12 protein-coding genes and 1 pseudogene are annotated in these 12,967 nt (G+C 55.7%); 2 read left to right on the forward strand and 11 right to left on the reverse strand.

Going from position 1 to position 12,967, the window contains the following annotated elements; all coding sequences use genetic code 11:
- The 7 genes from AQS70_RS15645 to AQS70_RS15675 form a co-directional block, all read right to left on the reverse strand.
- The coding region (locus AQS70_RS15645; RefSeq protein WP_156355173.1) for a beta-ketoacyl-ACP synthase II at positions 1–771 on the reverse strand (771 nt) is incomplete at its 3' end.
- A gap of 111 nt (positions 772–882) precedes the next feature.
- Positions 883–1,119, reverse strand: a complete 237-nt coding sequence (acpP, locus tag AQS70_RS15650) for an acyl carrier protein (RefSeq protein WP_007987170.1) — start codon at positions 1,117–1,119, stop codon at positions 883–885.
- 191 nt (positions 1,120–1,310) lie between these two features.
- The gene (gene fabG / locus AQS70_RS15655; RefSeq protein ID WP_055103677.1) at positions 1,311–2,054 is read right to left on the reverse strand and encodes a 3-oxoacyl-ACP reductase FabG; all 744 of its coding nucleotides are present in this window, start codon (positions 2,052–2,054) and stop codon (positions 1,311–1,313) included.
- 22 nt (positions 2,055–2,076) lie between these two features.
- Positions 2,077–3,015 (reverse strand): ACP S-malonyltransferase, encoded by a 939-nt coding sequence (gene fabD, locus AQS70_RS15660; protein WP_055103678.1) that lies wholly within the window; start codon positions 3,013–3,015, stop codon positions 2,077–2,079.
- Between the two features lie 126 nt (positions 3,016–3,141).
- Positions 3,142–4,152, reverse strand: a complete 1,011-nt coding sequence (gene plsX, locus AQS70_RS15665) for a phosphate acyltransferase PlsX (protein ID WP_082428129.1) — start codon at positions 4,150–4,152, stop codon at positions 3,142–3,144.
- A 4-nt stretch (positions 4,153–4,156) separates the two neighbouring features.
- Positions 4,157–4,339, reverse strand: coding sequence for a 50S ribosomal protein L32 (rpmF, locus tag AQS70_RS15670; protein ID WP_008375086.1), 183 nt, complete (start codon positions 4,337–4,339; stop codon positions 4,157–4,159).
- Between the two features lie 13 nt (positions 4,340–4,352).
- The gene (locus tag AQS70_RS15675; RefSeq protein WP_055103679.1) at positions 4,353–4,880 is read right to left on the reverse strand and encodes a YceD family protein; all 528 of its coding nucleotides are present in this window, start codon (positions 4,878–4,880) and stop codon (positions 4,353–4,355) included.
- 105 nt (positions 4,881–4,985) lie between these two features.
- On the opposite strand from AQS70_RS15675, the gene AQS70_RS15680 reads away from it, so the two are divergent.
- Positions 4,986–5,564 (forward strand): Maf family protein, encoded by a 579-nt coding sequence (locus tag AQS70_RS15680; RefSeq protein ID WP_055103680.1) that lies wholly within the window; start codon positions 4,986–4,988, stop codon positions 5,562–5,564.
- 203 nt (positions 5,565–5,767) lie between these two features.
- Here AQS70_RS15680 and sppA read toward each other — a convergent pair whose 3' ends face one another.
- Genes sppA through rluC form a run of 3 tightly spaced genes read right to left on the reverse strand, consistent with a single transcriptional unit; the run spans position 5,768 to position 8,386 of the window.
- Positions 5,768–6,757 (reverse strand): signal peptide peptidase SppA, encoded by a 990-nt coding sequence (sppA, locus tag AQS70_RS15685; protein ID WP_055103681.1) that lies wholly within the window; start codon positions 6,755–6,757, stop codon positions 5,768–5,770.
- A gap of 20 nt (positions 6,758–6,777) precedes the next feature.
- Positions 6,778–7,440, reverse strand: coding sequence for an HAD-IA family hydrolase (locus AQS70_RS15690; RefSeq protein WP_082428130.1), 663 nt, complete (start codon positions 7,438–7,440; stop codon positions 6,778–6,780).
- Positions 7,430–8,386, reverse strand: a complete 957-nt coding sequence (gene rluC / locus AQS70_RS15695; RefSeq protein ID WP_055103703.1) for a 23S rRNA pseudouridine(955/2504/2580) synthase RluC — start codon at positions 8,384–8,386, stop codon at positions 7,430–7,432. Before rluC ends, AQS70_RS15690 begins: the two co-directional genes overlap by 11 nt.
- A 700-nt stretch (positions 8,387–9,086) precedes the next feature.
- Here rluC and rne point away from each other — a divergent pair.
- Positions 9,087–12,356, forward strand: a complete 3,270-nt coding sequence (gene rne / locus AQS70_RS15700) for a ribonuclease E (protein ID WP_479551604.1) — start codon at positions 9,087–9,089, stop codon at positions 12,354–12,356.
- A gap of 43 nt (positions 12,357–12,399) precedes the next feature.
- On the opposite strand, the pseudogene AQS70_RS15705 reads toward rne, so the two are convergent.
- Positions 12,400–12,924 (reverse strand): annotated as a pseudogene (locus tag AQS70_RS15705) (transglycosylase SLT domain-containing protein); the annotation flags it as partial.
- Between the last annotated feature and the right edge of the window lie 43 nt (positions 12,925–12,967).

Here is a 12,967-nt window from a genome sequence, read left to right on the forward strand (position 1 = left end):
CTCGGCATAGATGGTGGCACCACGCGCTTTGGCGTGCTCCAGCTCTTCGAGTACCAACGCACCGGCACCGTCAGACAGTACAAAGCCATCACGGCCTTTGTCCCACGGACGACTGGCACGGGTCGGGTCGTCGTTGCGCGTTGACAGCGCGCGCGAGGCGCCGAAGCCGCCCATGCCCAGACCGCAGGCCGCCATTTCAGCCCCGCCAGCAATCATCACGTCAGCTTCGCCATAGGCGATGTTGCGTGCCGCCATACCGATGCAGTGTGTACCTGTGGTACACGCCGTGGACACAGCGTAGTTAGGCCCCTGTGTACCCAAATGGATAGACAGAAAACCGGAAATCATATTGATGATCGAGCCCGGCACGAAAAACGGGGAAATCCTTCGCGGACCTTGATCATGCAGGGTACGACTGGTTTCTTCGATATTGGTCAAACCACCAATACCTGACCCCATCGCCACACCAATGCGCTCACGATTGGCGTCGGTGACTTCAAGCCCGGCATTACGCACCGCCTGAAAGCCAGCTGCCAAACCGTACTGAATAAACAGATCGAGTTTGCGGGCCTCTTTGACGGAGAGGTAATCCTCAACGTTAAAGCCCAGTACCGAGCCGCCAAAACGGGTGGAATAGGCAGAAAGATCCGTGTGTTCGATCAGACCAATGCCACTTCGGCCTGCCAGAATGCCTTGCCAAGTGCTTGGTACATCTGCACCCAGTGGCGACAACATCCCCATACCGGTGACTACGACGCGTCTACGCGACACAGCACTCTCCTTTATTCTATTGACGACACTTTGCAACACATCTAAAGAAAAAACCGCACGCCAGAGCGGCAGTGCGGTTTTTCCATGACAGCGCGCAGCGATTACAAACTATTACGCCTGGTGGGCAGTAACGTAATCGATAGCCGCTTGTACAGTAGTGATCTTTTCAGCTTCTTCGTCAGGAATCTCAGTTTCGAATTCCTCTTCCAGAGCCATCACAAGCTCAACGGTGTCAAGGGAGTCGGCGCCCAGGTCTTCAACGAAGGAAGCAGTGTTAACCACTTCTTCTTCTTTAACGCCCAGTTGCTCAGCAACAATTTTCTTGACGCGTTCTTCGATGGTGCTCATACCTTGTTTTCACTCCTAATGGACAAATTCAGGCAGCTGGCCAGTGGGCAAGTGTATCGAAAGGCTTTTCGGTTTTTCAACTGAAAGCTTTGTACTCACCCATCATTCACCGGCTACCTATAAATAGATTGCAGCTTTATAACGGATTTTAGACAGCTCGTATGACATTTTTTTGAAGCAATCCGTCACATTTAACTCATATACATCCCGCCGTTGACCGGAATTGTAGCTCCAGTCACGTAAGCTGCACCGTCAGAAGCCAGGAAAGCGACCACATTTGCGATCTCTTGAGCCTGACCCAAGCGGCCCAGCGGAATCTGCGCCTGCAAGGCTTCACGCTGTGCTTCTGGCAGCTCACGGGTCATATCGGTGTCGATGAACCCTGGCGCTACCGAGTTGACAGTGATCGAGCGCGAGCCCACTTCACGTGCCAATGCACGGCTAAAACCTTCTAGCCCTGCTTTGGCGGCGGCATAGTTTACTTGGCCAGCGTTGCCCATGGCACCCACAACTGAACCAATACTGATAATTCGTCCCCAACGGGCTTTGGTCATACCGCGCAAAACGCCCTTAGACAGGCGGAACAGACTGTTCAGGTTGGTATCGACAACGTCATGCCACTCGTCATCTTTCATGCGCATCATCAGGTTATCGCGGGTGATACCGGCATTATTCACCAAAATAGCCGGTGCACCGAATTGCTCCTGAATGCTCGCCAACACTGCCGCAACGGATTCGTCGCTGGTGACATTAAGCTCCATGCCAGTGCCTTGAACACCGTTTTCTTTCAGGGTGGCAGCAATACGCTCAGCACCGGAAGCCGAAGTCGCAGTCCCGATAACCACAGCACCCTGACGACCCAACTCCAACGCGATAGCCTGGCCGATGCCACGGCTAGCGCCCGTTACCAGTGCAACTTTACCTTGCAAGCTCATGCAGGCTTCTCCTAATACAGATTCAGACCAGCGCCGCGCTAGCGGCAGCGAAGGCATCTGGGGTGTTCAAATTGTGAGTCGTTACGCCTTCAGCGCAACGCTTGCTAATGCCTACCAGGACCTTACCCGGACCGCACTCAACCAAATCAACTGGCCCTTTGGCCGCTAGAGCCTGAACCGATTCAACCCAGCGCACAGGCTTATACAGTTGCTCAAGCAAATCGCGCTTGAGGGTAGCCAGATCAGGGGCAACAGCAGCGCTGACGTTCTGTACCAGCTGAATTTTCGGCTTTTGCCAGTCGATCGCTTCAATAGACTCGGCAAAACGCTCAGCCGCAGGGCGCATCAGTTCGCAATGTGAAGGCACACTTACTGGCAACGGCAAGGCACGCTTGGCACCTTTTGCTTTACACAGCTCCATGGCACGCTCAACAGCCGCTTTGGCACCGGCGATAACCACTTGGCCCGGGGAGTTGAAATTCACAGCGCTAACCACTTCGTCTTGCGCAGCTTCGGAACATGCAGCCATTACAACAGCATCGTCCAACCCCAAAATTGCCGCCATGGCGCCTTGACCGGCCGGTACGGCCTCTTGCATCAAGCGACCACGACGCTCAACCAACTTCACGGCACCAGCTAGGCTCAGACAGCCAGCTGCAACCAGTGCGCTGTACTCACCCAAGCTATGACCTGCGACAAAGTCAGGACGCTTGCCACCTTCAGCCAGCCATAGACGCCACAAGGCGATAGAGGCGGTCAGAATGGCAGGCTGAGTGATGTCGGTTTGGTTGAGCTGCTCAGCAGGACCGTTCTGGGTCAAGGCCCATAGGTCATACCCTAGAGCGCCAGACGCTTCTTTAAATGTTTCTAGAACCAGCGGATGTTCCGCGCCCAGCTCGGCCAACATGCCGAGGGACTGCGAACCCTGCCCTGGAAAGACGAATGCGAGGGATGTAGACATGTAACAAGCCCCTAATGATCTTGTCGTCAATGAATTAACGCCGCACCTTAGCGGACGCAAGAAACTGACAGTTGGATGGCTGATTTGACTGAGCGGTCACATTCAAGCACTCGCCCAATGAAACGCCTACGGTAACAACCCTTCAAGACGTCCATGCAAACGCTTTGGCAGGTCTTCATGGATTTCAATCAATGCGCGCTCTATCGCACTTTGAAAGCCCTGAGCACCTGCCGAACCGTGACTCTTGATAACAATGCCCTGCAACCCTAAAAAACTCGCCCCATTGTGTCGAGCAGGCGCTAGATCAGCTTGCAGTCGACGCATCAGCGGCAACGCCAATACACCAATCATCCGACTAAGCAGCGTGCGCTTGAACACCGCCTCAAGCCGACTGGAAATCATCGTTGCCAGCCCCTCACTCGACTTGAGCAATATATTGCCGACAAATCCATCGCACACAACGACATCTGCCTCACCTCGATACACCCCATCGCCCTCGACATACCCGATGTAGTGCAAACCGGATGCCGCCTGCAACAAGGCTGCTGCTTCTTTGACCTGCTGATTGCCCTTGACGTCTTCAGTGCCAATATTGAGCAAAGCAACTCGCGGGCGAGCAATACCCAGCGCCTGAGCAGCTACCGACCCCATAACCGCAAACTGTGACAACTGCTCAGCCGTACAATCGACGTTCGCCCCCAAATCCAGCACCTGGCAATAGCCGGTCTGCGTGGGAACCGCCGCCACCATTGCTGGGCGATCAATGCCGGGCAACGTCTTGAGCACATGCCGAGACAGCGCCATCAGCGCACCCGTATTCCCGGAACTCACACACGCTTGGACTTTTGCATCACGCAACAACTCCAACGCCACCCTCATAGAGGAGTCCGGCTTACTTCGCAGGGCATGCGAAGGCCGCTCACTCATGGAGATCACTTCAGAGGCAGAGGTAATTGTCAGACGCGAGCGATCCACAGCCGAGTGGCTATTAATCAATTCTTCAAGCAAGGAGGGTTGACCAACGAGGGTCAGATGCAGCGAGGGCGTAGCACTAAGGCAAGCAATGCATGCCTGAACAATGCTGCGAGGACCGAAGTCCCCGCCCATTGCGTCGATCGCGATGACCTGAACGGACAAGTGATTACTCGTCAGCGCCCTTGTCGATCACTTTACGACCACGGTATACGCCTTCTGGCGATACGTGGTGACGCAGGTGAACTTCACCTGTGGTTTTTTCTACAGACAGAGTGCTAGCCGAAAGAGCATCGTGCGAACGACGCATGTCACGGGCAGAGCGGGATTTTTTGTTCTGCTGAACAGCCATAATTGATTAACTCCTAAACGTTTGGGTCACGCTTTAACTGCGCCAATACACTGAACGGGTTGGACCGCGTTACCTCGTCCTCGGCTGGTTCGGGCTCATCGAGACCCGCCGGCTGCTGGCATTCTTCCGGATGATGAGCAGGCACAATGGGCAAGGCGAGCAAAAGCTCCTCCTCGATCAGTGCATGCAGATCCAATGGATCTTCGCCCAGTTCCAGCACGTCATAACCTTTCGGTAACGACTGGGTATTTGCACCCTCCTTCACCACGGCATAACTGCATTCGCTGTGGATCGGCAGGGTGACCAGCTCAAGACAACGCTGGCAAACCATTTTGACCTCAACGTCGATGGAACTGTGGATTACCACAGATCTTCGCTCGTCGCGCTCAAAAACAAATTTAGCCTGGACCACACCGACATTGTCGGCGAGTGGGTCGCAGAGTCTCTCCAAATCAGCCAGCAGCACTTCACCTTTGAGGGTAGTGCCGCGATCAGCTAATTTGCGCGGGTCAACGTGAGATGGAATCGGGTCATTCAACATAGGCGCAGCATTCTAGGGAGGACCCCCTCACGTGTCAAAGGAAATTGTGCCTGTGCGACAACCGATACTCTCGCTAGAATTCCCGGCCGCCTACAGGAGTCGCGCATGTTACCTCTATTACTTGCTTCAAGCTCGGTTTATCGTCGCGATTTACTGTCGCGCCTGCGCTTGCCGTTTACCTGCAGCTCGCCTGATATCGACGAAAGCCATCGAGCCGATGAGTCAGCGCTTGAACTGGTTAAACGCCTCTCCCTAGAAAAAGCCCAAGCACTTGCTGCCAGCCATCCTGCGCATTTAATTATCGGCTCCGACCAGGTCGCGGTACTTAACAACCAAATCATCGGCAAACCTCATACCTTTGACAAAGCCCGCCAACAGCTACTGAACGCCAGCGGCGCTAGCGTGAGCTTTCTGACCGGCCTAACCTTACTCAATAGCCAAACAGGCGAGCACGAGACAGATTACGTACCGTTTACCGTACACATGCGTACCCTTAGCGCCGTACAGATCGAGCGCTACCTGCACGCCGAACAACCTTACGACTGCGCAGGTAGCTTTAAAGCAGAAGGTCTGGGCGTGAGCCTGTTCCAACGCACCGAAGGCGATGACGCCACCAGCCTGGTCGGGCTGCCATTGATACGCCTGGTCGACATGCTCCTCGCGCAAGGCGTTGCAATACCCTAAATCGGCCAAGATCTGCAACACAAAAAAAACCACAACGTTGGGCTGTAGGAGCCGCCGCAGGCTGCGATCTTTTTAAGGATCAAAAGATCGCGAGCAAGCTTGCCCCTAAACAGAACAGAAGCAGAAGCGCCGATTGCGGCCGTAGCAATGCAGGTCACACAAAAAACCGGCCATATCAGGCCGGTTTTTTTAAAGCTTAAGGTTCAACGCAGTGTAGGCCCTTGAAAACCCATCCACATCGCCAACTGTGAAGCCACGCTAGCGCCCAGCTTTTTCGAGAAACGGTCAAATGCAGATTCCTGCACCGTGAAGTCGACCAGTTCTTTTTCACCGATCACATCCCGAGCAACCGAATTAGCACTGCCCAGACCGTCAATCAAGCCCAGCGGCAGCGCCTGCTGACCCGTCCAGACCAACCCAGAGAACAACTCTGGATGATCCTTGTCTTTAAGACGATCACCACGGCCTTGCTTCACGCTGGCAATGAACTGATCGTGAGTGGTATTCAAAACACCCTGCCAGAACTTGGTTTCATCCGGTTTTTCAGGCTCAAACGGATCAAGAAAAGCTTTGTGCTCACCCGAGGTGTAAGCACGGCGCTGCACCCCCAGCTTCTCCATAGCACCCACAAAGCCGAAACCTGCCGCCGTCACACCAATCGACCCCACCAGGCTCGCCTTGTCGGCATAAATCTCATCGGCCGCACTGGCAATGTAATAAGCCCCGGAAGCGCATAAGTCAGAAATAACTGCATACACCTTAATCTCAGGATGCAGACCTCGCAGACGACGAATTTCATCGTAGACATAACCTGACTGCACAGGACTGCCGCCCGGGCTGTTGATACGCAAGACCACACCCTTAACCTTAGGGTCAGCAAACGCAGCCTGCAGACTGGTGATCAGGTTGTCAGCACTGGCGGCCTCTTTATCAGCGATCACCCCCTGCACATCAATCAGCGCGGTGTAGCCCGCGCCTTTGGTGGCAGTGCGCTCCACATCCATTAACGGCGTGAACAGAAACAGCAACGTTAATAGATACAAAAACGTCAGCGACTTAAAAAAGATCCCCCAGCGACGCGCACGACGCTGCTCCTGCACACCCGCCAGCAAAGTCTTCTCAAGCAGCTTCCAGCTTTTATCATCACCGACTGTCGGCTCGCCTTCAGCAGGCGCCTTCCATTGATCAACCATGCTCTACCCCAGCAAAGACTTTATTTAACCTGCCGACCCAGCCAGGTACGCAATTCAGGAAACTCATTAATGGCTAACCGCGGCTCAAGCGCAAGCAAGCGCTCTACCGGCTGAGCACCATAGCTCACCGCAACAGAGTCAATGCTTGCGTTACGCGCCATCAGAAGATCAAACGAGGCATCGCCGACCATCAAAGCCTGACGGGGCGACATCGCGCAATGAGCCAAAATCTGATTAAGCATAAGAGGATCAGGCTTGCTGGCGGTTTCGTCCGCCGCCCGTGTGATGTCAAAAAAACGCTCCCAACCATGCGCTTTCAACACACGATTCAATCCACGCCGAGCTTTACCGGTGGCAACCGCCATGCGGTAACCGTCCGCTCGAAACGCCTCAAGGGTGTCAGCCACCCCAGCAAATAACGGCGAGGGCTGCTCATCCAAAGCGATATAAACATCAGCGTAGTGCTGACGAAAAGCAATCACTTCGGACTCAGCCATGTCGGGGTAAAGGGTCAGGATAGCCTCAGGCAAACCCAGACCAATAATCCCCCGGATGGATTCTTCATCACGCTCAGGGCGCCCTGCGCGCTTTGCTGCGACTTGCATCGCCGTGACAATTCGCCCAATGGAGTCGGCCAACGTACCATCCCAGTCAAAGATCAGCAGCTTGTACTTACTCAGCACTCAGGCGCTCCACTGTCTTGGCCCACATGTCGTCAACCGGAGCCTGTAATTTCAACTCCCCGCCATCCGGCAGCGGCACGGTCAGCATGTAGGCATGCAAGAACAAACGCTTGCCGCCCAGATCACGAATTTCTTTGGAGAAGTCTTCATCGCCGTACTTGGTGTCACCGGCAATGCAATGACCCGCATGCAGCGTGTGCACACGAATCTGGTGGGTGCGCCCGGTAATCGGCTTGGCCTCGACCATGGTGGCAAAGTCGCCGAAACGACGCAGCACCTTGAATACGGTCACCGACTCCTTGCCCTCCTCGTTCACCTCGACCATGCGCTCGCCCGAACGCAGGTTGCTCTTCATCAGCGGCGCACGCACCTGCTTGATCGACGTTTCCCAGCGCCCACGCACCAGCGCCATATAGCGCTTGTCGATACCGTCGCCGCGCAAGGCTTCGTGCAGATGGCGCAACATGCTGCGTTTTTTCGCAATCATTAATAGGCCAGAAGTATCACGATCCAAGCGGTGTACCAGTTCCAACTCTTTGGCGTCCGGACGCAACTGACGAAACGCCTCAATCACACCGAAGGTCAGGCCGCTGCCGCCGTGCACAGCGATCCCGGCAGGTTTATTCAGCACGATCAGCGCTTTGTCTTCAAAGACAATCGCAGCCTCCAAGCGCTGTAACAAACCTTGCGCCACAGGCACTGGTTCATCGCGCTCGGGCACGCGAACGGGCGGCACACGCACTATATCGCCAGCTTGCAGTTTGTACTCAGGCTTGATCCGGCCTTTGTTCACTCGCACTTCGCCTTTACGCAAAATGCGGTAAATCAAGGTCTTGGGAACACCCTTGAGTCGTGCAAGAAGGAAGTTGTCGATACGTTGGCCGGCATATTCCGGCGAGACCTCAAGCAGCTGAACGCTGGGGGTCGGGGGGGTAGTCGTCGTCATGACGCGGATGATAACAATTTTTATGGAATTGAAGCACTTAATCATTGCTGCTATAGTCGCGAACGCCGCCAAAAGCGGCTTGGACAGCGGATTAACGGTAATTAACCGACCCTGACCAACGCTCTTCACGAGGACGGAAGGCCGTCCTACGGGGCTTTTGCTACAAACGGAGCACTTGGAGTTGTAACAAGCGCAGGTGACATGAGGCCTGAAGCGAGCCTGGGAAGCAGAGTGAAAACTCGCCTTTTACGCCGATATTCACGGCCAGTTCACAAAGTGCAGTCAGCTTCGGGGATTTCGAGCGAATGTTTCGGAAACATCGCCTTTATTAGCCATGATGCGTGAACTCCCCGTTTGGAGAACACGGTAAATGCCAACCCGCTGCGGATTCTGCGCGCGGCAGCACCCGAATTATCAAGGATACGTGTAGGGTGGAGATGCACAACCGCCGGACTGTGTAGCAATAGGCTTTATCAAGACGCTTCATCTCGTCCACAGCCGCTGGTTGATTCCTCCTCCTGACTGAGTGCTTATTAAGCCACCACAGCAAGCAGGAAGCGTAAGTCGCGACTTCGCCCCCATTGGTCGAACCTCGCTAGACACTGGAGTGGCCAACTACTCCTGACGCACCTGACACCGACCATGAGAAGTCGTGTGTGCCGAACGCCGTTTCCGGTAGCCCGGAAACCGACGGTACAACATGAAAAGAATGCTGATTAACGCAACTCAACCTGAAGAGTTGCGCGTTGCACTGGTAGACGGCCAACGCCTCTACGACCTGGACATTGAGTCAGGCGCCCGCGAGCAAAAGAAAGCCAACATTTACAAAGGCCGTATTACTCGCATCGAACCCAGCCTTGAGGCTGCCTTTGTCGATTTCGGCTCTGAGCGCCACGGCTTTTTGCCACTTAAAGAAATCTCCCGCGAATACTTCAAAAAAGCCCCTGAGGGCCGCGTAAACATCAAAGACGTCCTGAGCGAAGGCCAGGAAGTCATCGTGCAAGTCGAGAAAGAAGAACGCGGTAATAAGGGCGCAGCCCTGACCACGTTCATCAGCCTTGCAGGCCGTTACTTGGTTCTGATGCCTAACAACCCGCGTGCAGGTGGTATTTCCCGCCGCATCGAAGGTGAAGAACGCAACGAGCTACGCGAAGCTTTGAACGGCCTGATCGCCCCTGCTGACATGGGCTTGATCGTGCGCACTGCCGGCCTGGGCCGTAGCAGCGAAGAAATGCAGTGGGACCTCGATTACCTACTGCAACTGTGGACGGCAATTAAAGAAGCCTCGCTGGATCGCGCGGCTCCCTTCCTGATCTACCAAGAAAGCAACGTTATCATCCGCGCCATCCGCGACTACCTGCGCCAAGACATCGGCGAAGTATTGATCGACAGCGTTGAAGCCCAGGACGAAGCCCTGACGTTCATCCGCCAAGTGATGCCGCAGTACGCCAGCAAAATCAAACTCTACGAAGACAGCGTTCCTCTGTTCAATCGTTTCCAGATCGAAAGCCAGATCGAGACCGCCTTCCAACGCGTCGTTGAACTGCCTTCCGGCGGTTCCATCGTTATCGACCCAACCGAAGCCTTGGTGTCCATCGACATCAACTCGGCGCGCGCCACTAAAGGCAGCGATATCGAAGAAACCGCCCTGCAAACCAACCTTGAAGCGGCTGAAGAGATCGCCCGTCAGTTGCGCCTACGCGACATCGGCGGCCTGATCGTCATTGACTTCATCGACATGACCCCTGCCAAAAACCAGCGCGCCGTGGAAGAAAAAGTCCGCGAATGCCTGGAAGCCGACCGCGCCCGTGTACAAGTTGGTCGTATATCGCGCTTTGGTCTACTGGAAATGTCCCGTCAGCGTCTGCGCCCATCGCTGGGCGAAAGCAGCGGCATCGTTTGCCCACGCTGCAACGGTACTGGCATCATCCGTGATGTTGAGTCGCTGTCGCTGGCCATCCTGCGCCTGATCGAAGAAGAGGCCCTGAAAGATCGCACTGCCGAAGTCCGTGCCCAGGTGCCGATTCCGGTTGCAGCGTTCCTGCTCAACGAAAAACGCAACTCGATCACCAAGATCGAACTGCGCACTCGCGCTCGTATCATCATCCTGCCGAACGATCACCTCGAAACGCCGCACTTCGAAGTTCAGCGTCTGCGTGATGACAGCCCGGAAGCACACAACAATCAGTCCAGCTACGAAATCGCTGCCGCCGCTGCCGAAGTGGAAGAAGTCCAGCCTGCGGCTGCAACTCGCACCTTGGTTCGCCAAGAAGCCGCGGTTAAAACAGCTCCAGCACGCACCTCGGCGCCAGTGTCGAACGAAGCTGCCGCGCCTGCCGCTGCACTTGCTCCAACAGCCTCCGAGCCGAGCCTGTTTAAAGGTCTGGTGAAGTCGCTGGTTAACTTGTTTGCCAGCAAGGAAGAGCCTGTTGCGCCGCCAGTGGTTGAAAAACCAGTCGCAACCGAGCGTCCAGCCCGCAACGAAGAACGTCGCAATGGCCGCCAGCAAAATCGTAATCGCAACGGTCGCCGCGACGAAGAGCGCAAGCCACGTGAAGAACGTGCCCCGCGCGAAGAACGTGCGCCACGTGAAGAACGCGCACCTCGCGAACTTCGTGAAACCCGTGAAGAAGCACCTGCCGTTGCTGCCGTTCGTGAAGAACGTGCACCTCGCCCTCCACGTGAAGAGCGAGCGCCACGCGCACCACGCGAAGATCGCAAGCCACGCGGTGAAGGCCGTGAAGAACGTGTACGCGAATTGCGTGAACCGCTAGACGCTGCTCCAGCAGTTGCTACCGCGGTTACTGCCGAAGAAGAGCGCCCAACCCGCGCCCCGCGTGAAGAGCGCCAGCCTCGTGCCCCTCGCGAAGAACGCGCTCCACGCGAAACTCAAGCGAACGCAGCGGCTGAAGATGAAGAAGCCCTGTCTAACGACGAGCAAGCGCAAGACGAGACACAGGAAAACAACGAAGGCGATCGCCCACGCCGTCGGTCCCGTGGTCAGCGTCGTCGCAGCAACCGACGTGAGCGTCAACGCGATGTCAATGGCAATGTGATTGAAGGCTCAGAAGAAAACAGCGAAGACGCTAACACCGACAGCACGGCTACCCCTGAGCAGGTTGCTGCACAGGCCGATCACAGCCAAGCCATTAGCGCCAGCGCTGAAGCCCAAGCTAATCAGCAAGCCGAACGCGCGACCAAAGCCGTTGAAGAGTCGACACCCGTCGAGGCGCCTGCTGCAAAAGCCCAAACGACTGATGTGGCGATCATTCCAGCGTCTGTGACCGAAACTGCAACGGTTGAAGCACCGCTAGCGGCTGAAGTTCCAGAGGTTAAAGCGCAAGCAGCCGAAGCACCGGAAGCTAAAGCTCCAGCCGTTGAAACGCCAGTAGTAGAAGCCGTGACACCGGTTGAAGCGCCTAAGACGCCAGACGTTGAGGTTGCTCTAGCTCCTGTTGCTCAGCCTGAAGTCCAGGTTGCTGCCGAGCCTGAACTCGCAGTCGAACGCCCTGTCGTTAACCAAGCTCACACCGAGGTTGAAACGCCAGTGGTAGAAGCGCCACGCGCATCTGCTCCGACCGTAGACACTCCGGTGATCGAAAAAGCGCCAGAACCGATCAAAGAACCCCGTGCTGCTCACGAGCCGGTGACCGAACCAACGGCAGCTGAACCCGCCGTTGTTGAGCCAAAAGCTCCTGTAGCACAGCCTGTGGCCGCCGAAGTCGTAGTTGCCCAAACCGTCGTTGAAACCGCCGCTGAAACGGTTGTTGCTACTGAGGCGGTTGAAGTCGTGGTCGCAGCTCCGGTTGTCAGCGCGTCGCCAAGCAATGGTCGTGCGCCTAACGACCCGCGCGAAGTGCGTCGCCGCAAACGTGAAGAAGCCGCTGCAGCAGCCGCTGCCGCCGCTCAAACTTCCGCGAGCGAAACCGTAGCCCAGGAAAAGGAACACGAGCCTAAACCCCTCGCCTAATTCCCAAGGCCACTAAAAAGCCCCGCCAGTGTTCACTGGCGGGAACCTTGTTGGCCACCTGCATCAGCCAAGGCTTAGCGCGATAGGTGTTGCGGCTATATCCACCGCGCCCTTCGTGATACGCCAAATACTGGTTGTAGGCATCCCATTTGGAGATACCCAATTGCCGTTGCGTACCGGCGGTGTACCAGCCAATAAACATGATGGCATCCGCAAAATTGTCCCGTGAGCCGGAGCTGCCCATCGCAACCTCAAAATCTTTCCATGCGGGAGGCTGAGCTTGCGCGTAGCCGTATGACGGGCTGACACGCCCCCATGGGATGATCCATAAGAAATACGCACGCGGGGGAAGAGCGTCGGCCACAAAGCTGCTTTCCTGCTTCATGATTGCCATTGCAACGTTGGGAGGTGTGCCCCATCGACTTTCCATCGCCACCGAGCTCTTGTACCAGGCCGGGTATTGACGGTAGATATTGCAAAGATTGTTTTGATCCCTCGGCGGGGCTGTTGTACACCCCGTCAATGCCACCAACGTTATCGCTAATGCGCATGCAGGTAGTTGCTTCATCAATTGTCCAAACCTGAAAACAGTGGAGATACACACCAAGCGT

Source organism: Pseudomonas endophytica (assembly GCF_001411475.1).
In the GTDB taxonomy this organism is placed as follows: domain Bacteria; phylum Pseudomonadota; class Gammaproteobacteria; order Pseudomonadales; family Pseudomonadaceae; genus Aquipseudomonas; species Aquipseudomonas endophytica.